Genomic DNA, 20,376 nt, shown 5'->3' on the forward strand with positions numbered 1-20,376 from the left:
CCACGCCACTGATCGCCGTTTAACGGTCCGCCCAGCCGGCAGACGCCTCGCGTCGGTCGCCGTTCGCTTTGTCCTGCTTGCACGCCGCCCGGCGTGCGGTCCGAGCGCGCGCGCCGTCCGTCCACCGTGTCTGCCTCCCAGGAACGCAGCGGCGCGTCGCCTTTGGCGCGTGCCCGCATCGATCACGATCAGCGAGGTGTCACGTGGCAACCCATCCCTATTGCAAGCGCAAGGCGCTGTGCGCCGCCATTCTGGCCATCACCGGCCTTGCCGCCGCCACACCGGCGCTGGCCGGCACCGTGCAGGGCGAACTCAAGGAGCGCAGCAGCGGCAAGCCCGCCGCGCATGCGAAGGTTGCCATCGTCGGCACTGCGCTCAGCGCCGTCACCGACGCACAGGGCCGCTTCGTCATCGCCGACGTGCCGGCCGGGCAGTACGCGCTGCAGCTGGACTACCCCGGCTTCAGCGCGCCGGAAACCACCGTGCAGGTCGCCGACAGCGGCGCCGCCAATGTGTCGATCGCGCTGGACGAGGCCAAGCAGTTGCAGACGATCAGCGTGGCGGCCAACCGCTACGACGCCAGCACGCTGAAGATGAACGCCTCGAACACCGTGGACGTGCTGTCGGCCAACGATCTCGAGCACACCGCCGTGCACAACGTCGCCGAGGCGCTGGGCCTGATCGCCGGCATCAACATCACCTACAGCGGCTCGGGCTACTTCGGCGGCGTCGATGGCGCCGCACGCGGCGAAGGCATGTTCGCCTCGGTGCGTGGCCTGCCCTCCGAATACAACGTCAACCTGATCGACGGCGTCACCGTCGCCCAGGGCATGCCGTACAGCCGCAGCGTGCAGCTGAGCCTGTTGCCGCCCTCGGGCCTGCAGACCATCGTCGCCAACAAGACCTCCACTGCCGATATGGACGGCGACGCGATCGGCGGCACCCTGGATTTCCGCACGCCCACCGCCTACGACTACAAGGATCCCAGCAGCGGCAGCGTCACCGTCAGCGGCCGCGTCGAGAGCCGCGCCCGCGACTACGGCGGCGACGGCCTCGGCGGCGGCCTGGCCGGCGAGTTCCAGCACAAGTTCGGCGACGAGCAGCAGTTCGGCATCTACGCCAGCGCCTACTACGACTACCGTACCTCGACCAACAGCGAGGTGGCCGCGGCCACCAGCGCGCTCAACGACGGCTCATGGAAATTCCTGCACGCCAATGCCGACGGCAGCAACGCCGCCGGCTACGCGCCGCAGGACAACCTGACCAGCACCGGCATGAACGTCGGCGTGGTCGCCGGCTGGGAGCGCCGCTACGGCGGGAACGCGGCGTTCGACTGGAACGTGGACGACACCCTGTCGGTGTACGCGCGTGCCACCTACGCCTACGCCAAGACCGACCAGGGCACCACCTTCGTGCAGTTGCTGCCGCAGGACGTCAGCTTCGTGCCGAGCGCCACGCCCGGCGTGTATTCGCCCAACATCAACCGCATCGCCGCGCGCTTCTGGTACGAGACCAACCCGGAAATCGCCGACCTGGCCACCTTCCAGGTGGGCGCGCGCAAGACCGTGGGCAACTGGACGCTGTCGCCGAACCTGTTCTACAGCTTCGGCGACAACGACCGTCCTGACCACATCGAGATCGACGGGCGCGAGGACAAGTTCAGCCAGGCCAACTTCGCCTACTCCGGCAGCAGCCTCATGCAATACGGCAGCGGCGCCTTCCCCTACCCGCAGCTGACCCCGGCGCTGCTGGCGCAGGTCAACAACATCCCTTCGCTGTACGCCAGCAGCTACGGCGAATCGACCAAGATCTACTCCGGGCAGAAGAAGGGCGGCGCCAAGTTCGACGCGCACTACGACTTCAGCGACGGCGCGCTGACCGCGCTGCAGTTCGGCGTGAAGTACAGCAAGAGCAGCCGCCACTACAGCAACCGCGATTGGTGGACCGGCCCGGTGCCCGACGCTAGCACGCTGGGCGACCTGGGCATCTTCAACGGCGGCTACGCGGCGATCTTCCCCGGCAAGTACCACTGGGCCACGCCGCGGGTCAGCGAAGGCGCGGTGGCGCGCGTCATCGCCAACCACCTCACCGACGACGACCTGGACACCTGCGGCAGCGCGTTCTACGTGAACAACTACAACTGCAACACCATGCGCGGCACCGAGGCGGTCAGCGCCGCCTACGCAATGGCGACCTTCAACTTCGGCAGCCTGGAAGTGGTGCCCGGCGTGCGCTTCGAGCACACCAGCATCCACAACACCTTCTGGACCACGCCCACCGACAACAGCGGCAACGAGCAGGTCGGCTACTTCGCGGCCAACAGCACGCACTATGACCAGCCGCTGCCCAGCGTGTTCCTGACCTGGCGCCCGGACAGCGCCAGCACCTATCGCGCCGCGCTGTGGACCAGCTATACGCGGCCGGCGTTCGTGCAGTTGGGTGGCGGCAGCCAGATCAGCGTGTCCAACGCCGTGCCGCCGATCACCACCATCACCCAGGGCAATCCGGACCTGAAGGCGATCACCTCGACCAACCTGGATCTGTCCGGCGAGTGGGCCACCGACCACGGCGGGTTCTTCTCGGTGGCCGGCTTCTACAAGCGCCTGCACCACTACATCTACGACGCCGGTTCCGGCCAGGCCAATTCGGACACCAGCGGCAGCGGCACGGTGTTCTACCAGATGCCGACCAACGGCGGCGACGGCCGCGTCTACGGCGTGGAGGTCAGCGCGCGGCAGCGCTTCCAGGATCTGCCGGCGCCGTTCGATGGGCTGGGCGTCAGTGCCAATGCCACGCGCCAGCATGCGCATGCCGACCTGGGCATGGCCGGCTTCGAAGACGAGCAGATGCAGTCGGCACCGAATGCGATGGCCAATCTGGAGCTGTTCTACGAGCGCTCGAAGTTCTCGGTGAACCTGAGCTATCACTTCAGCAGTTCCTATCTGCTGAACTACGACTTCCTGCACCAGAACGCGCCGTGGGACGACCTGTGGGCGCGGCCGACGCGGCGGGTGGATCTGCATGCGGGCTATCGGTTCGACAATGGGGTGAATGTGGATCTGTCGATCTCCAATCTCACCAAGGAATACAGTTACTGGGGCCACGTGGGCCGGCACAATCTGGCGGTGTCGGACATCGTCGATGCCGGCATGATGACGCTGTTGACCGTCAAGTACGCGTTCTAGGCCGCGCGGCGTGCGCACTGGGATGCCATCGCGGAGCGTTACCACGCTTTCTGTGGGAGGGGCGTCAGTCCCGACGGGCTTTACCGGTGCGGCCTGGATCAGGCTGCATCGGCAATCCGCTCGGGCGACGCACACTACGGCTGCTGTAGGAGCGGCTTCAGCCGCGACAAGCTCTACCGACACAACCTGGACCGTGCCTCTTGTGGGAGGGACTTCAGTCCCGACGGGCTTTACCGGTGCTACCTGCAGCATGCTGCATCAGCGGTCCGCTCGGGTGACGCACACTACGGCTGTTGTAGGAGCGGCTTCAGCCGCGACAGGCCTTCCCGACACAGCCTGGACCACGCCTTTTGTGGGAGGGACTTCAGTCCCGACGGGCTTTACCGGTACTGCCTGGGTAGGCAAGCAAAAGCAAAAGCTTTCGCCTGACGGCGAGTCACTTTTCTTTGCTTGTGCAAAGAAAAGTAACCAAAAGAAGCCGCTTTACAGCAGCCGAATGGCTGATCAAGCACACCCCGCCGCAGCGCCCGCTACGCGGGTCCGCTCCGCTAGCGGGATTTTCGGCCGGGGCTTGTCTGCTTCGCAGCCAAGTCCGGGGCAGTCGCCTCGCGGCGCCAGCCCGCCCGCCGGGGCGAAGCAGTGCTTCGCCTTTTACCGGCGAGCCCTGCCCCGGCCGAAAACGGCGCACGTCCTTGTGCGCCGCCCCCCTGCGGGGGGTTTTGCCCGCCAGCTCCGCCGCTGCGGAGGGGACCCGGGAAAGGCAAAAGCCGAAGAGCAACAGCAACAGCAACGGCAACGCTCCGGCTGGAACCCGCAATGAAACGCCGCACCTTCTGCCGGTTCGGGTTGCTCGCGCCGTTGGGATTGGCGGCGATGCCGGTATTGCGCGCGGCTGCGCCAGCACCCGCATCGGTACCGGACGGGCGCCCCCACACCTTCGGCTTCGCGCAAGGACGCTTCACGCTCGACGGCCAGCCGTGGCAGATCCGCAGTGGCGAACTGCATCCGCTGCGGATCGCACGTGCGGACTGGTTGCATCGCATCCGCATGGCCAAGGCGATGGGGCTGAACACCATCGCGCTGTACCTGATGTGGAATGCGCTGGAAACGGCGCCGGGGCAGTTCGATCTGGACAGTGGCGAGCGCGATTTCGTCGGTTTCATCCGGCTGTGCCAGCAGGAGGGGCTGTGGGTGTATCTGCGGCCTGGACCCTACGTCTGCGCGGAATGGACGCTGGGCGGGTTGCCGCCATATCTGCTGCGCGATACGAACATCCGCCTGCGCGATCGCCACGATGCGCGCTACATGGCAGCGGTGGAGCGCTACATCGGCGCGATCGCGCCGCGCATCGCGCCGTTGATGGCCAGTGCCGGCGGGCCGGTGCTGATGCTGCAGATCGAGAACGAGTATTCGATGCACGGCAGCGACGTCGGCTATCTGCAGGCGCTGGCCGCGCTGTGGCGGGCGCATGGGGTCGACGGGCCATTCTCGCTGGCCGAAGGGCTCAAGGATCTGCGCCGGCGTCAGGCCATGCTGCCCGGCGCCGCGCTCGGCCTGGATGGTCCCGATCTGCACGATCTGCAGGCAGCCAAGGCCTTCGCCGGGCAGGCGCCGGTGTGGGTGTCCGAGGGCTATCCCGGCTGGCTCACGCACTGGGGCGAGCCGCAGTTCGCGCACCGCGACTACGCGCCGCTGCTGCGCCGCATCGCCGCCGCCGGCTATTCGTTCAATCTGTACGTGGTGCACGGCGGCACCAACTTCGGCCTCAGCGCCGGCGCCAATGCCGAGGACGACGGCTCGCAGTTCCAGCCGGCGCTGACCAGCTACGACTACGGTGCGCCGATCGACGAGGCCGGCCGCGCCACGCCGGCGTATTTCGCGCTGCGCAAGATCATCGCCGCACAAGCCGACGCGGCACTGCCGCCGGTGCCGGCCGCACCGCGCCGTGCGCACTTCGATGCGGTGCAGGCCAAGCCCGTGGCCACGCTGTGGGACAACCTCGGCCCCGCGCTGCAGACCGACACCCCCACCGACAACCAGCGCCTGCTCGGCCAGGACCAGGGCCTGGTGCTGTATCGGCGGCGGATCGGCGCGGGCCAGGCGCTGCACCTGGGGCAGGTCCACGACTACGCGGTGGTGCATCTTGATGGGCGCGAGTTGGACCACGTGTCGCGGGTGCGGCATCCGCGCCTGCACAGTGCGCTGCACCTGCGTTTGCCGGATGCAGCAAAGGACACGCGCGATCTCGAGGTACTGGTCGACAGCTTCGGCCACATCAACTTCGGCCCGGCGCTGGGCGATCGCAAGGGCTTGCTCGGTCCGGTGCGGCTCGATGGCCAGGACCTGCACGACTGGGAGGTGCGCGGGCTGGCGCTGGACGCAGACCCGACGCCGTCGCTGCGCCCACTGCAGGCACCGCCGCAGCGCCCGGGCCTGTTCTTCGCCACCGAGTTCACCCTCGACCAGCCCGGCGACGTGCACCTGGACATGCGCGACTGGCGCAAAGGCTATCTGTGGGTCAACGGGCGCCTGCTCGGCCGCTACTGGGACATCGGCCCGCAGCGGTGCCTGTATTGCCCCGGCGCCTGGCTGCGCGCCGGCGCCAACCAGGTCCTGATCCTCGATCTGCATCGCCTGCAACCGGGCCTGGTGCGCTGTGCCGACGGCCTGGTGCCCGCGCCTGCAACACAGGCCTTCGCTCCCCTTCCCTCCCCGCAGGATCGCGCATGCACATGACGTCGCTCGCCGCCCCCGTCGCGTCCTCCCCGTCCGCTGCGGACCAGGGCGCGCCGCCGCGCACGTTGGGGTTCTGGAGCGCGCTGTCGGCCAATCTGCTCAACATGATCGGCATCGGCCCGTTCATCACCATCCCGCTGGCGCTGTCGGCGCTGGCCGGGCCGGCGGTGCTGCTGGGCTGGGTGGTCGGCGCGCTGCTTTGCCTGTGCGACGGCCTGGTGTGGGCCGAACTCGGCTCGGCGATCCCGCGCTCGGGTGGGCCGTATCACTACCTGCGCGAGGCCTATGGCCGCGACCGCGCCGGGCGCCTGTTCGGCTTCCTGTACCTGTGGCAGACGCTGCTGACCGCGCCGCTGTCGGTGGCTGCCGCCGCGGTCGGCTGCGCGCAGTACCTGGCCTATCTGATGCCCGGGCTGAGCCACACCGCACTCACCGGCATCGCCATGGCGCTGTGCCTGTTCAACACCGCGCTGCTGTATCGACAGGTGCGCTCGGTGCAGGTGCTGTCGCTGCTGGTCAGCGCGGTGGTGATCGCCGCGTGCGTGTGGATCGTGCTCAGCGGCGCGCTGCATTTCGACATGGCGCTGGCACGCGAGTTCCTGCAGGCGCGGCCGGCCTCGCCGCACGGATTCTGGCTGGGTTTCGGTGCGGTGGCGCTGATCGCGGTGTACGACTACGGCGGCTACAACAACGTGTGCATGCTCGGCGGCGAGATCCGCAAGCCGCGCCGCACGATTCCACGCGCGGTGCTGTGGTCGATCCCGATCGTGGCGGTGCTGTACCTGGGCTTGAATGTGACCCTGCTCGGCGTGCTGCCGTGGCAGCAGGCGGCGCAGTCCAAGGCAGTGGTCGCCGACTTCATGCAGGCCATCTATGGCCCGGTGGGCAGCACCGTGGCGGTGGCGCTGATCGTGCTCGCCAGCTGGGGCTCGGCGCTGGTGGTGCTGCTGGGCTATTCGCGGGTGCCGTATGCAGCGGCGGCGTCCGGCCAGTTCTTCGGCGTGTTCGCGCGGCTGCATCCGCGCGGGCGCTTCCCCACCGTGTCGCTGCTGTTCGTCGGCATCACCTCGGCGCTGGCCTGTCCGCTGTCGCTGGACGACCTGATCGCCACGCTGATGATCATCCAGATCCTGTTCCAGTTCCTGGCGCAATGCATGGCCGTGGTGCTGCTGCGGCGACAGCCGCGGCGCCGCGCCGGCTTCGCCATGCCGCTGTATCCGTGGCCGCTGCTGATCAGCGTCTGCGGCTGGCTGGCGCTGCTGGCCAGCAGCCCGCTGCCGCGACTGCTGGCGGCGGTGCTGGCGCTGTGCGCGGGCACCGCGCTCTATCTCATCCAGGCCAAACGCGAGGCAGCATGGCCCTTCCAGCAATGAAAACCCATGACGTCGCGGTGGTCGGCGAGGTCTATCTCGACCACATCTTCAGCGGCTTCGCCAGCTGGCCCGGGCCGGGCGAGGAAGCGATGGCGCGGCACTACCACCGCGATCTCGGCGGCGGCACCGTCAACACGGCCTGCGGGCTGGCGCGGCTCGGGCGGCGGGTGACGCTGATCGGCGCGATCGGCGCCGGCGACCGCGCCTGGTTCGCACAGCGCCTGGGCGAGTTCGGCGTCGGCACCGAGGGCCTGGTCGACCACCCCGCCGGCACTGGCGTCACCGCCAGCGTGTCGCTGCGCGAGGACCGTTCGTTCTTCACCTATCCCGGTGCCAATGCCGAGTTGGAACCGCTGCTGGGCAGCGCCGCAGCGCTGGAGGCGATGTGCGCCGCGCGCCACGTGCACTTCGCGCTGCCGCTGCCGGCGGCGCTGGCGCGCACGCTGCTGCCGGCGTTGCGCGCAGCCGGCTGCAGCACCTCGCTGGACGTGGGCTTCAACCCGGCATGGCTGGCCGACCCGGACAACCACGCCACCTGCCGCGCGGTCGATCACTTCCTGCCCAACCAGAAGGAGGCGGCGCTGGCCGGCTGCAACGGCGACGATGCCGCGTCCTGCCGCGCCTGGGCGCAGGCGCTGGGCCTGGCGCAGGTGACGATCAAGCTCGGCGGCGCCGGCGCCTGCGTGGTGGACGCGGCCGGCGCACGGCTGATCGCTGCGCCCGTCGTCGCCGTGCAGGACACCACCGGCGCCGGCGATGCCTTCGATGCCGGCTTCATCGACGCGCTGCTCGACCACGCTTCCCTCGATGCCTGCGCGCAGCGCGGCTGCCTGTGCGGCGCCGCCTGTTGCACCGCGCTCGGCGCGCTCGACGGCCTTCCCGATCCCCCACGTCTCAGGAGTCTCCATGAGCAGTTCCTTTCCCAACCGTAAACTCGCCCTGATCGGCGGTGGCGGCGTGCGTGCGCCGCTGGTGGTGTACGGCGTCAACGATGCCGCCGAAGCGCTCGGCGCGCGCGAGATCGTGCTCTACGATCCGGACCAGGAGCGGCTGGCGCTGATGGTCGCGCTGGGCCGCGCGGTGGTCGCCGAGTTCGGCGGCGAGCTGCAGGTCACCGCGGCCAGTTCCGCGGAAGCGGCGATCGACGGCGCGCACTTCGTGCTCAACAGCATCCGCATCGGCGGCATCCGCCAGCGCGCCACCGACGAACACACCATCATCCGCCACGGCTATGCCGGGCAGGAGACCACCGGCCCCGGCGGCGTCGCCAAGGCGCTGCGCACGGTGCCGGTGGCGATCGAGCAGGCGCGGATGGTGGAGCGGCTCAGCCCCGACGCGTGGCTGGTCAGCTTCACCAACCCGGCCGGGCTGATCACCCAGGCCATCAGCCGCCACACCCGCGCGCGCGTGGTCGGCATCTGCGACACGCCGGTGGAGCTGTTCCACAACATCGCCCGCGCACTCGGCGAGCCGCCCGCGGACGTGGACTGCGAGTACGTCGGCCTCAACCACCTGGGCTGGATCCGCGCCGTGCGCGTGCGCGGCGAGGACGTGCTCGACCGGATCCTGGCCGACGATGCGATCCTGCGCCAGCTCTACCTGGCCCCGCTGTTCGACTTCGACATGCTGCGCACGCTGCGGCTGATTCCCACCGAGTACCTGTATTTCTACTACGAGCGTAGTCGCGCCCTGGAGAACCAGCGCGCCAGCGGCGCCAGCCGGGGCAGCGAGATCGAACGACTCAACCACACCCTGATCGCCGACCTGCGCAGCCGCCTCAACGCCGGCGACGGCAGCGGCGCGGTGCAGACCTACGCCGCCTACCTGCAGCAGCGCTCCGGCTCGTACATGCGGCTGGAAGCCGAGGCCGGCTCGGCCTTCGCCGACGACCTCGCGCCGCAGCCAGACCCGTTCCGCGCCAGCACCGGCTACCACCGCATCGCCGTGGACGTGATGAGCGCGCTGACCGGCGCGCTTCCCGGGCGGCACGTGGTCAACGTGCGCAACCAGGGCTGCATGCCGGAACTGGCCGACGACGACATCGTCGAGATCTCCTCCACCATCGAGCGCGACCGCATCACCCCGCTGCCGGCACGGCCGCTGCCCGAAGCGATCCAGGGCCTGGTGCGCACGATCAAGGCCTACGAGCACGCCGCCATCGAGGCCGCGCTCAGCGGCAGCCATCTGGACGCCTGCAAGGCGATGCTGATCCACCCGGCCATCGGCGAATGGAGCCCGTCGCGGCGGCTGCTGGAGGCCCTGTTCGGCCATGCCGGCAACGGCGACGACGACGGCGAATGCGTGTGCTCGGGACCGATGCACTGGCATGGCGCGCATCACGCCCACTGAGCCGGTCGGTTGTGCAGTCGCAGGATGCATCGAACGGCCACACGTTGTAAGGTCGTCGCAAATTGGTCCGTTATAGGTACCATCAACCTGCCCTCCCGGCCGCGGCCGGCGCCTCCCCCCGGTGCCAGCCCGCGCCGGGACTGTTTGTCGATCCACGGAGCGTTCCAGGCCATGCCCACCCGCCGCGACATCCTCCACTTCCTCGGCACCAGCGCCGGCGCCGCGCTGCTGAGCGGGGCGCTGCCGGCCGCCGCCGCGGCATCGGCCTCCGAAGCGCTACCCAGCAAGCGGCCGCCGCCGGGCAAGCGCCGCTTCGTCAGCGTCGCGGTCGAGCGCCAGTTGCGCACAGTCAAGGCCGGCATCGCCGATCCGCGCCTGGCCTGGCTGTTCGAGAACTGCTACCCCAACACCCTCGACACCACGGTCGAGACCGGCACCCGCAACGGCAAGCCGGACACCTTCGTCATCACCGGCGACATCGAGGCGATGTGGCTGCGCGATTCCTCCGCGCAGGTGCACCCCTACGTGCCGCTGGCCAAGCGCGACCCCGCGCTGCGCCGCATGTACCACGGGCTGATCCAGCGCCAGGCCGCCTGCATCCGCCTGGATCCCTACGCCAACGCGTTCCTGCCCGATGGCACCAGCCAGCGCCTGAAGTGGTCGGTGGCCGACATCACCGAGATGAAGCCCGGCGTCGGCGAGCGCAAATGGGAAGTGGATTCGCTGTGCTACCCGATCCGCCTGGCGCACGAGTACTGGCGCGCCAGCGGCGATGCCGCGCCGTTCGACGACGACTGGCGCGAGGCGATGCACGTGGTGGTGCGCACTTTCCGCGAGCAACAGCGCCTGCACGGCCGCGGCCCGTACAGTTTCCAGCGGCCCTCGCCCTTGGCCACCGAGACCCTGGTGCTGGACGGCTACGGGCAGCCGACCCGGCCCAACGGCATGATCCACTCGATGTTCCGCCCGTCCGACGACGCCTGCCTGTACCCGCTGTTCGTCCCCGCCAACCTGTTCGCGGTGACCTCGCTGCGGCAACTGGCGACGATGAGCGAGGCGCTGCACCACGACGCCGCCTTCGCCGGCGAGTGCCGTGCGCTGGCCGACGAGGTCGAGACCGCCACGCGTCAGTTCGGGCAGATGCGCGACGCCGACGGCCAGCCGTTCTGGGCCTACGAGGTGGACGGCTACGGCAACCAGTTGTTCATCGACGACGCCAACGCGCCTGGCCTGCTGAGCCTGGCCTACCTGGGCTGCTGCGATCGCCGCGACCCGCTGTTCCTGCGCACCCGGCACCTGGCCTGGAGCGAGCGCAACCCGTACTTCTCCCGCGGCCGCGCGGCCGAAGGCGTGGGCAGCCCGCACAGCGGCCTGGGCACGATCTGGCCGATGTCGCTGATGCAGTACGCCCTGGCCAGCGACGATGACGCGCAGATCCGCCAGTGCCTGCAGTGGCTCAAGACCACCGACGCCGACACCGGCTTCATGCACGAAGCCTTCGACAAGGACGACCCGAGCACCTTCACCCGCTCCTGGTTCGCCTGGGCCAACACCTTGTTCGGCGAACTGATCATCGACCTGCACCAGCGCAAACCGCACTTGCTGAAGGCCTGAACCAGCGCGCTCTTGCTTCATCTGTAGGAGCGGCTTCAGCCGCGACCGAGCTTACCGGTAAAGCCCATCGCGGCTGAAGCCGCTCCTACAAAAACACACACACTCCACCGCACCGCCGCACACCCCGAGGACAGCACCATGGCCACACGACGCGGTTTCCTGCAGGGCGCCATCGCCCTGGCCCTGTTCGGCAGCAGCGGCATCGCGCGCCTGGCGCAGGCACGCGCCGGCAGCTATGCGCTGCCGGCCGATGCGCGCGCCAAGGCCGAACTCACCCGCAACGTCGACGTGTTCATCGGCACCGGCGGCCATGGCCACACCTTCCCCGGCGCCACGCTGCCGTTCGGCATGGTGCAACTGAGCCCGGACACCGCCAACGCCGATTGGGACGCCTGCTCCGGCTACCACGCCGACAACGGCTCGATCATGGGCTTCTCGCACACCCACCTGTCCGGCACCGGCGTCGGCGACATGCTCGATTTCCTGGTGGTGCCGGCCGTCGGCGAAGTGAAACTGCAGCCCGGCCCGCTCGACGATCCCGACGCCGGCTACCGCTCACGCTTCGACCACGCCGACGAAGCCGCCTCGCCCGGCTACTACCGCGTGCGTCTGAAGGACAGCGGCGTGCATGCCGAACTCACCGCTACCGCGCGCGCCGGCCTGCACCGCTACCACTTCCCCAAGGGCAAGCCGGCGCACCTGCTGCTGGACCTGTGCCACGGCATGCAGGACAAGCCCGAGATCCCCACCCGCGTAGAGGAGGCGACGCTGCGCCTGGTCGACGCGCAGACCGTCACCGGCGGCCGCCGCGTCTACCAATGGGCCAAGGGCCGCTACATCTACTTCGCGATGCGCCTGTCGCGGCCGTTCGCCAGCGCGCAGCTGTACGCCGACGACCAGCCGCTGGCCGCAAGCGCGCGCAGCGCCGACGGCAATCGGCTGAAACTGTCCCTGCACTATCCCGATGCCGCCGAGGCGCCGCTGCTGGTCAAGGTCGGCATTTCCACGGTCAGCGCCGAGAACGCCCTGGCCAACCTCGACGCGGAACTGCCCGACTTCGACTTCGCCCGCGTGCACGCCGCCGCCGTGGCGGCGTGGGAGAAGGAACTGGGACGGGTGCGCATCGACGGCGACGACGAGGCGCAGCGCCGCATCTTCTACACCGCGCTGTACCACAGCCTGATCGCGCCGACCCTGTTCAGCGACACCGACGGCCGCTACCGCGGCATGGACCTGCAGGTGCACCAGGCGCCGGCTGGCTACCACAACTACAGCACCTACTCGCTGTGGGACACCTACCGCGCCCTGCATCCCTTGCTGACCCTGGTGCAGCCCGAGCGCGTGCCCGACCTGGTGCAGTGCCTGGTGCGCGGCGCCCACGAATCGCCACAGGGCGTGGCCATCTGGCCGCTGCAGGGCGTGGAGACCGATTGCATGATCGGCTACCACTCCGCCGTGGTGCTGGCCGAGGCGCATGCCAAGGGCTTCACCGGCATCGACTGGAAAGCCGCGTATCCGGCGTGGCGCAAGCGCGCGATGGACGACGACGTGCACGGCCTGGCGCTGTACCGGAAGATGGGCTACATCCCCTGCGACAAGGTCGACGAATCGGTCAGCCGCACCCTGGAATTCGCCTACGACGACTGGGCGGTGGCGCACCTGGCGCAGGCGGTCGGCGCCGACGACGATGCCAAGCACCTGCGCGAACGCTCGCGGCAGTACCGCAACGTGTTCAGCCGCGAAAGCACCTTCGTGCAGCCGCGCCTGAGCGACGGCCAGTGGGCCACCCCGTTCGATCCGCGCGCGATGGGCCACAGCGCGCAGTGGCGCGACTTCACCGAGTCCAACGCCTGGCAGGCCACCTTCCTCAACCAGCACGACCTGTACGGCTACATGGAGCTGTTCGGCGGACGCGACCACTTCGTCGCCAAGCTCGACGAACTGTTCACCACCAGCTCCGAACTGCCGGCGGACGCGCCGCCGGATATCGACGGCATGGTCGGCCAGTACGCGCACGGCAACGAACCCAGCCACCACGTCGCCTACCTCTACGCCTACGCCGGGCAACCCTACAAGACCCAGGCGATGGTGCGGCGGCTGCTGCGCGAGCAGTACCACGACGCGCGCAACGGCCTGTCCGGCAACGAGGACTGCGGGCAGATGAGCGCCTGGTTCGTGCTCAGCGCGCTGGGCCTGTATGCGGTGGACCCGGTCAGCGCCAACTACGTGCTGGGCAGCCCGCTGTTCAAGCGTGCCGAACTGGACGTGGGCAACGGCCGCACCCTGCGCATCGTCGCCCACGGCAACAGTCCGGCCAACGTCTACATCCAAAGCGCCCGCTGGAACGGCAAGCCCTACACCCGCAGCTGGCTGCGCCATGCCGACCTCGCCGCCGGCGGCACGCTGGAGCTGGAGATGGGCCCCAAGCCCAACACCGCCTTCGGTGCGGGCAAGGATGATCTGCCGCCGTCTTTCGTTTGAGAGCCGGGAGTGGGGATTGGGGAATCGGGATTGGTTGATTCCCCACATCCGCGCTTGTGCGTGACCCGATGCAATACGGCGCGCGCTCCAGTCGTCCTACTGTCGCAATCGCATCGCTTTTTTTCGAGAATCCCCATGCCGCGTACGACCCTCGCCGCTCTTGCCCTCGCCCTGGCGTTCGCCCTGCCCGCCACCCACGTGCGCGCTGCCGACAGCAGCACCGCCTGGCCCGCCTTCGCCACCCAGGGCGATCACTTCATCCGCGACGGCAAGCCGTACCAGGTCATTTCCGGCGCCATCCACTTCCAGCGCATCCCGCGCGCCTACTGGAAAGACCGCCTGCAGAAAGCGCGCGCGATGGGCCTGAACACGGTGGAGACCTACGTGTTCTGGAACCTGGTGGAACCGCGGCCGGGCCAGTTCGACTTCACGGGCAACAACGACATCGCCGCCTTCGTCGACGAAGCCGCCGCGCAAGGCCTCAACGTGATCCTGCGCCCCGGCCCCTACGTGTGCGCCGAGTGGGAAGCCGGCGGCTATCCGGCATGGCTGTTCGCCGAGCCGGGCATGCGCGTGCGCAGCCAGGACCCGCGCTTCCTCACCGCCAGCCAGGCGTACCTGGACGCACTCGCCGCCCAGGTCAAACCGCGGCTCAACGGCAACGGCGGCCCGATCGTGGCGGTGCAGGTGGAAAACGAATACGGCTCCTACGGCGACGACCACGCCTACATGCGCCTCAACCGCACCATGTTCGTCAGAGCCGGCTTCGACAAGGCCCTGCTGTTCACCGCCGACGGCCCCGACGTGCTCGCCAACGGCACCCTGCCCGATACCCTGGCCGTGGTGAACTTCGCCCCCGGCGACGCCAAGAACGCCTTCGACACCCTGGCCAAGTTCCGCCCCGGGCAACCGCAGATGGTCGGCGAATACTGGGCCGGCTGGTTCGACCAGTGGGGCGAGAAGCACGCCGTCACCGACGGCGCCAAGCAGGCCAGCGAATTCGAATGGATCCTGCGCCAGGGCCACTCCGCGAACCTTTACATGTTCGTCGGCGGCACCAGCTTCGGCTTCATGAATGGCGCCAACTTCCAGAAGAACCCCAGCGACCACTACGCCCCGCAGACCACCAGCTACGACTACGACGCCGTGCTCGACGAAGCCGGCCGCCCCACCCCCAAGTTCACCCTGTTCCGCGACGCCATCCAGCGCGTCACCGGCATCGCCCCACCAGCCCTGCCCAAGCCGATCCGCTTCGCCGAGTTGCCGGCCACGCCGCTGCGCGAATCCGCCTCGCTGTGGGACAACCTGCCCGCTCCGGCCGCCACCACCGACACCCCGCAGCCGATGGAGCGCTACGGCCAGGCCTACGGCTACATCCTCTACCGCACCACCGTCACCGGCCCGCGCAAGGGCAGCCTGTACCTGGGCGAGGTACGCGATTACGCCCGCGTCTACGTCGACCGCAAACTAGCCGGCAGCGCCGAGCGCCGCCTGCAGCAAGTGGCGGTGGACGTGGACATCCCCGCCGGCCCCCACGCCCTCGACGTGCTGGTGGAGAACACCGGCCGCATCAACTACGGCGCCCACCTCCCCGACGGCCACGCCGGCCTGGTCGATCCCGTGCTGCTCGACGGCAAGCCACTCACCGGCTGGCAGACCTTCCCCCTGCCGATGGACGACCCGAGCAAACTCACCGGCTGGACCACCGCCAAGGTCGACGGTCCGGCCTTTCATCGCGGCACGCTCAAGATCGGCACGCCCACCGATACGTTCCTGGACATGCAAGCCTTCGGCAAAGGCTTCGCCTGGGCCAACGGCCACAATCTTGGCAGGCACTGGAATATCGGGCCCCAGAGGGCGTTGTATTTTCCGGCGCCGTGGCAGCGGAAGGGCGGGAATAGCGTGATTGTGTTTGATCTGGATGGCGTAGCGGAGGCGAGTGTGCGTGGAGTTAAGGGGCAGGTTTGGAGTAAGCCCAGTAACTGATTTATCCGCCGAGCCTGCCGCCCGGTAAATCCGGATGGCGCGGCATCAAACAACTTGTCTACAAATTAAGGCCGCCGGCGGTTCGCCGAGCGGTCTTAAACTTGTGACGGTCGTCGCCAAGTGATAGCGTTGGCATTGTGCGTGGATGCACTGGGGAATGGATGTTGGGTTAGACGAAAGGATTATGCGAAAGCTCCGATGACGAAAGATCAGTTCAGATGTGAGCAGCTCCGAAAGGTGGTGCCATCGGCGCGTTACCGACCCGTTTTAGACCCCATTTTAGACCGTAATATTAGTTAGGCGGCATAGGAGAAGTTTGTGGCTATTCCAATGACTGATCCGATGAACGCACTCACTTCTTTCCAGGAAGCACTACGCGAGGGAGAAATCAGTCCGCGACAGGGTGAGCTTCACAGTGACATACTGGTTCTCATGGACCAACCGCAGGGCGTCTCGCGTTTTACCTACGCACTGACTGAAAATGGCGAAGCTATCGCCGTGGCGATCTTTGTCATAGCAGACCCCATTAACGGCGCACCCTGCTTTAACGTGGGATACGCTGTCGATCCAAGCTTCCGCTCTCGGGGGCTTGGCAAGCTCGTTGTCCAAAAAGCCTTCGATGAGCTAACGAACGGCTTCAAGCGAACCAAAATACCTCATCTGCACGTTGAGGCTATCGTATCCAGAAGTAATGAACCATCCAAAAAGCTTGCGCAGCGACTATTTTCTTCCACGCCAACCGAGTGCACGGATGGCGAATCGGGGCAGCCTGCGCTCCAATACGTCAAGCAACTGTTCTAGGCATGCCACCTAACAATTCATTCAAGCCAGAAACGGGCTCAGCTTGACTCTCTAAGTGAACCTGACCCGCTACACATCCATTTGAATTCGAATTGATGTCATACGTAACGAGTTGGTTGGGCACCAAACAGTAGAATGTGATAGTGCCGCCACTGAAATCAAAGCAGGCCCCCAAGTTCTTCGATGTAGCCCCCCTGCTCATCCATGTTCGCAAACTGCTTTTCGATGTCTCAAACATTTCGACACTCACGTGGATTACCTAGAGCACAGCAGAGATGCTACTCGTACACTGCTTTCCCGGGGTGCACTGTAAGAATTCGCTCAAGTCGAATGTGCTTCGCGCGTCGGCTTAATTCAGTCGTTATATGTTCCAAGCCATAAGTATACCAGGAGTGATGCTTCATGTACGAAAAATGGGGATTCACTGGCTCGCCCTTCCAAACGACCTCACTTCCACCATCAGAGCTTGGCCAAAAACTTCTTGTTGGACGCGATGCGGAACTTGCAACACTCATTAAGCGCATATCGGCACCGCCGAAGCTAGCCACGCTCGAAGGTTTGAACGGCGTAGGCAAGACAAGCGTTGTAAACGTCGCGAGCTATAAGCTGTTCAATCAGCACATCCAAGAGGCGACCGGGCCTCTCTATATTCCGTGCCGGAAAATCTTTCAGCTGAATCCCAATCAAGACCTGCCGACATTCATCGATGCTGTTCTTATGGAAGTCGCACAGACGCTAATTGATAGTGCAGCAATGATACGCAAAAAGCTTCCCAACTTGCGAACGGCTGGAATTGATCGCTGGTTAAATGCGCCGCAGCTGCTTTCGTTCCAAGCAGGTGGCTGGGGCTTCCAAGCGGGCTACCAATCTGAAATGAATACATCCACTGGCTTTGAGCGAAGCGGATTCAGAAAGGCTGTTACAACTTGTTTGGAACAAGTCTTCCCAACTCCGAAAGATGGCGGCGTGATCTGCACCATCGACAATCTTGAATTGCTGCAGTCCTCTGACGTCGCTCGCCAACACCTTGAGCAACTTCGCGATGAACTACTGAACATACCGGGTCTACGGTGGGTATTGTGCGGCGCTCTCGGCATAGTCTATGGAGTAGTAGCATCACCAAGACTCGAGGGCTTCCTGCACAAACCTATCGAAGTTGGAGAAATCAGCGGAAACCACTCCGCTGATATTTTGCGGAGCAGACTTTCTGCATTCTCCACGGGCCCTGGAACTCCTTATCTCCCTCTGAGGCCCGACGACTTCGCACGGCTCTATGAGATCCTACGAGGTAATCTTCGAAGTGTTCTTAGCTACGCCGACGACTATTGCCAATGGGTCTCGGATGGAGCCGCACCGAGTGGCGATGCACAGCGCCATAGCATGTTCAACAAATGGATGTCAGAACAGGCAGCTGCCGCGCATGACGCGTCTCGCGGTGAACTTCGCCCGAGGGCAGTTGAAGTATTCGAGAGGGCTACATCCATCGGAGGTGTTTTCTCCCCGAGCGACTTCGAAGACTTCAACTTCAACAGCGTGCAAGCTTTTCGCCCCTCAATTCGCGATCTCGAGTCCGTAGGTCTTCTCGTCAGCACTCAAGACGATGGCGATAAGAGACGCAAGACAATCCAGGTAACTCCGAAAGGCTGGATGGTAGATCTGCATATGAGATCGCAGCCAAATCTAAACCACTGACCCGTTGGCCCAGCATCTTTCTGGCCGACATACAACCCTTCCCTCTATCAGAAACGGGGTCAGGTTGCCTTCCTAAGTGAACATGGCCCCGTTATTCTGCAGCATTTTGCAAGAGAATAGGGCACTTCGCTTTGGACGCAGGCCGGCAGTCGGCAGGTAAGAACATCAGTCGAATGGAACATGATGAGACATGACCGGTCAACGACAACATTACCTACCTCGTTTCCTGCAACGTCCTTTCCGTCACCGAGCGAGCGACAAGCTAGACTACGTGCATGCGCACGAGAGTACGCGCAGCTACTCGCCCAGCAGCATGGGCCTTGGACAAGAACGGAACTTCTATGGAAACGTGGCAGCATCGTGCGCGGATGAAAACATAACGGAGAGCGAGAATAGACTCTCCGCTATACTCAATCGACTTAACGAGTCGTGCAGTGTTTCGCAAGGTGACCAAGCACTACTCGTTGGCGCCCTTGCGGTAAGAACAAAGAAAATGCGGGAATCACTTGAGGCCGTGGTGAAGGTATTCTCAAGCGAGATGTCCGAGTTACTACAGAAACACGGAATCAGACGACGAGATATAGAAGTCTACTGGAGCGACAAGTCTAAGCTTGAGGCGATGATTCAAGAGGAGATCAGAAAGGTACCTCCCATGCCCCGGGAGATGCGTGCCAAATTCATTTCACGACTCAAACAGCAGTGGCATGGGCAACGTGATCAGATCATCGCCCAGATGCATGCAGGCGTTAAAGCTCTGGCGGCTGAGTTTTTTAAGCGCATGGATCATGAAAGCGCGCAGATCGCGGAAGGGGCACTCCGCAGAGTTTTCGAAGGAGACCCAACGATTCCGGAACGAGTCACTTCTCTCACGAAAACCTACGATTTTTCCGTCATCAGTGCATGTGAGGGTGAAGAATTCATCCTTGGGGACTGCGCCGCGATCGGCTTTCAAGCCGACCGTTCCACTCGCCTGCCCATTGGAGATCTCTACGAAGACGCTCCGCTCGATCAGATCTACCTACCAATTTCCCCCACCCGCTGTATTGCCGCGGTGCGGAAGGATGGGTGCGCCTGGGCTCAGCCGATAGACATCAATGAGGCATCGGCAGCGCTGTCTCATCGCTTTTTCATCTCAAAGTCCTCAGAGCCCCCCAACCTCACCAAGCTCCAATCGCTTATCGGAACTGCTGATCCTCTTGCCTCTGAGGAAGACATGCGGTCTCTGCTGAAAAAAATTTATGAAGATGACTAACTGCGATTCCTACGCACCCACGTCATTCGATCTGGTCAACAGAAACGGGGGCAGGTGGACTTCCTAAATGAAACACGCGTTCCAAGCCAAGTCCCCGTGCTTCGCAGGTATAGGCCCGCATGCCACCCGCGCAAAGATTCCAAGTTATTCGATAAATGAACCTGACCCCGTTCGTCACCCGTTAGTCAAAGATCAGTCGGGGATGACGTGGCAATGCGATCCCTTCGCGTTGAAATGGGATTATCTTTTTGCATTGGAACGATCTCCCACATCGGGCAATATCTAGACTCTGCGTAGGGAAAGTGCACTCTGCCCTACTTTTATTTTAATCATCATGCCTAAGCTCGCCTCAATTCACTACAGGATTTTTGAATATGACGAACCAGCTCTGGATGCTGCGGCGAGAGGTGAGACTCACAACTTTGGCGGCGAAGTCGCTCTAACCTTCGACGATGGCAAAAAGCTGTTTGTTTCGTGGGATGGAGAGCCCGTGCAGTACGCCATCGGCAGCAAGGACACATCGCACTTCCTGCCAGACGCGTCACTGACGGATTTCGACGTCCGATTCCGCCATGTGGGCCGACCTGATACGGCATGAGGTATTGCTCCAGTTCGCGGCACCCGATAACCAGGTTCTAGAGGTTTCATCGGCAACCGGCCGTCTCCTGCTTTGCTCATTAGAGCGGGGCAACTGGTGGACAGACGAGGTAACGGTTTGCAAGCAATTGCCACTACCGTATGCCGCCCGTGACACGTCACTCGCACGATCGCGCAGATGAGCAGGATTTCCGTTGAGACATTCGACCCACTGGTTCATCGCAACCACATGCCGGAAGTAGCTTCACCAAATTGCGTGCTGCATGTATTGGTTATCTCATCCGGGAAATTCAGACTCGAGTTCCTGTCC

General features: G+C 65.1%; 12 protein-coding genes. All 12 read left to right on the forward strand.

The window, feature by feature from the left end; translation table 11 throughout:
- Positions 1-203: 203 nt before the first annotated feature.
- The 12 genes from GGR66_RS01065 to GGR66_RS01120 all read left to right on the forward strand — a co-directional run bounded on the left by GGR66_RS01065 (position 204) and on the right by GGR66_RS01120 (position 20,067).
- Positions 204-3,185, forward strand: coding sequence for a TonB-dependent receptor (locus GGR66_RS01065; RefSeq protein WP_184446906.1), 2,982 nt, complete (start codon positions 204-206; stop codon positions 3,183-3,185).
- An 816-nt stretch (positions 3,186-4,001) separates the two neighbouring features.
- Positions 4,002-5,921 carry a beta-galactosidase gene (locus GGR66_RS01070; protein WP_184446907.1) on the forward strand — a complete coding sequence of 640 codons (1,920 nt, stop codon included), beginning with the start codon at positions 4,002-4,004 and terminating at the stop codon, positions 5,919-5,921.
- Positions 5,918-7,294, forward strand: a complete 1,377-nt coding sequence (locus GGR66_RS01075) for an APC family permease (protein WP_160965590.1) — start codon at positions 5,918-5,920, stop codon at positions 7,292-7,294. The genes GGR66_RS01070 and GGR66_RS01075 overlap by 4 nt, the downstream gene beginning before the upstream one ends.
- Positions 7,291-8,226, forward strand: a complete 936-nt coding sequence (locus GGR66_RS01080; RefSeq protein WP_184446908.1) for a carbohydrate kinase family protein — start codon at positions 7,291-7,293, stop codon at positions 8,224-8,226. The genes GGR66_RS01075 and GGR66_RS01080 overlap by 4 nt, the downstream gene beginning before the upstream one ends.
- Positions 8,201-9,643: a 6-phospho-beta-glucosidase gene (locus tag GGR66_RS01085; protein ID WP_184446909.1), complete on the forward strand. Its 1,443-nt coding sequence runs from the start codon at positions 8,201-8,203 to the stop codon at positions 9,641-9,643. The genes GGR66_RS01080 and GGR66_RS01085 overlap by 26 nt, the downstream gene beginning before the upstream one ends.
- A 171-nt stretch (positions 9,644-9,814) precedes the next feature.
- Entirely contained in the window at positions 9,815-11,257 is a 1,443-nt protein-coding gene (locus GGR66_RS01090) for a glycoside hydrolase family 125 protein (protein ID WP_184446910.1), read from the forward strand.
- A 138-nt stretch (positions 11,258-11,395) separates the two neighbouring features.
- Entirely contained in the window at positions 11,396-13,738 is a 2,343-nt protein-coding gene (locus GGR66_RS01095) for a GH92 family glycosyl hydrolase (RefSeq protein ID WP_184446911.1), read from the forward strand.
- A gap of 135 nt (positions 13,739-13,873) precedes the next feature.
- Positions 13,874-15,724 (forward strand): beta-galactosidase family protein, encoded by a 1,851-nt coding sequence (locus GGR66_RS01100; RefSeq protein ID WP_184446912.1) that lies wholly within the window; start codon positions 13,874-13,876, stop codon positions 15,722-15,724.
- A gap of 342 nt (positions 15,725-16,066) precedes the next feature.
- A complete protein-coding gene (locus GGR66_RS01105; protein ID WP_184446913.1) occupies positions 16,067-16,525 on the forward strand; it encodes a GNAT family N-acetyltransferase in 459 nt (152 codons plus the stop codon).
- A 402-nt stretch (positions 16,526-16,927) separates the two neighbouring features.
- Positions 16,928-18,217 (forward strand): winged helix DNA-binding protein, encoded by a 1,290-nt coding sequence (locus tag GGR66_RS01110; RefSeq protein ID WP_184446914.1) that lies wholly within the window; start codon positions 16,928-16,930, stop codon positions 18,215-18,217.
- A gap of 190 nt (positions 18,218-18,407) precedes the next feature.
- Positions 18,408-19,469, forward strand: a complete 1,062-nt coding sequence (locus GGR66_RS01115; protein ID WP_184446915.1) for a DUF4238 domain-containing protein — start codon at positions 18,408-18,410, stop codon at positions 19,467-19,469.
- Between the two features lie 334 nt (positions 19,470-19,803).
- Positions 19,804-20,067 carry a hypothetical protein gene (locus GGR66_RS01120; protein WP_184446916.1) on the forward strand — a complete coding sequence of 88 codons (264 nt, stop codon included), beginning with the start codon at positions 19,804-19,806 and terminating at the stop codon, positions 20,065-20,067.
- Positions 20,068-20,376: the final 309 nt, after the last annotated feature.

This window comes from Xanthomonas sp. 3498, from assembly GCF_014199795.1.
In the GTDB taxonomy this organism is placed as follows: domain Bacteria; phylum Pseudomonadota; class Gammaproteobacteria; order Xanthomonadales; family Xanthomonadaceae; genus Xanthomonas_A; species Xanthomonas_A rydalmerensis.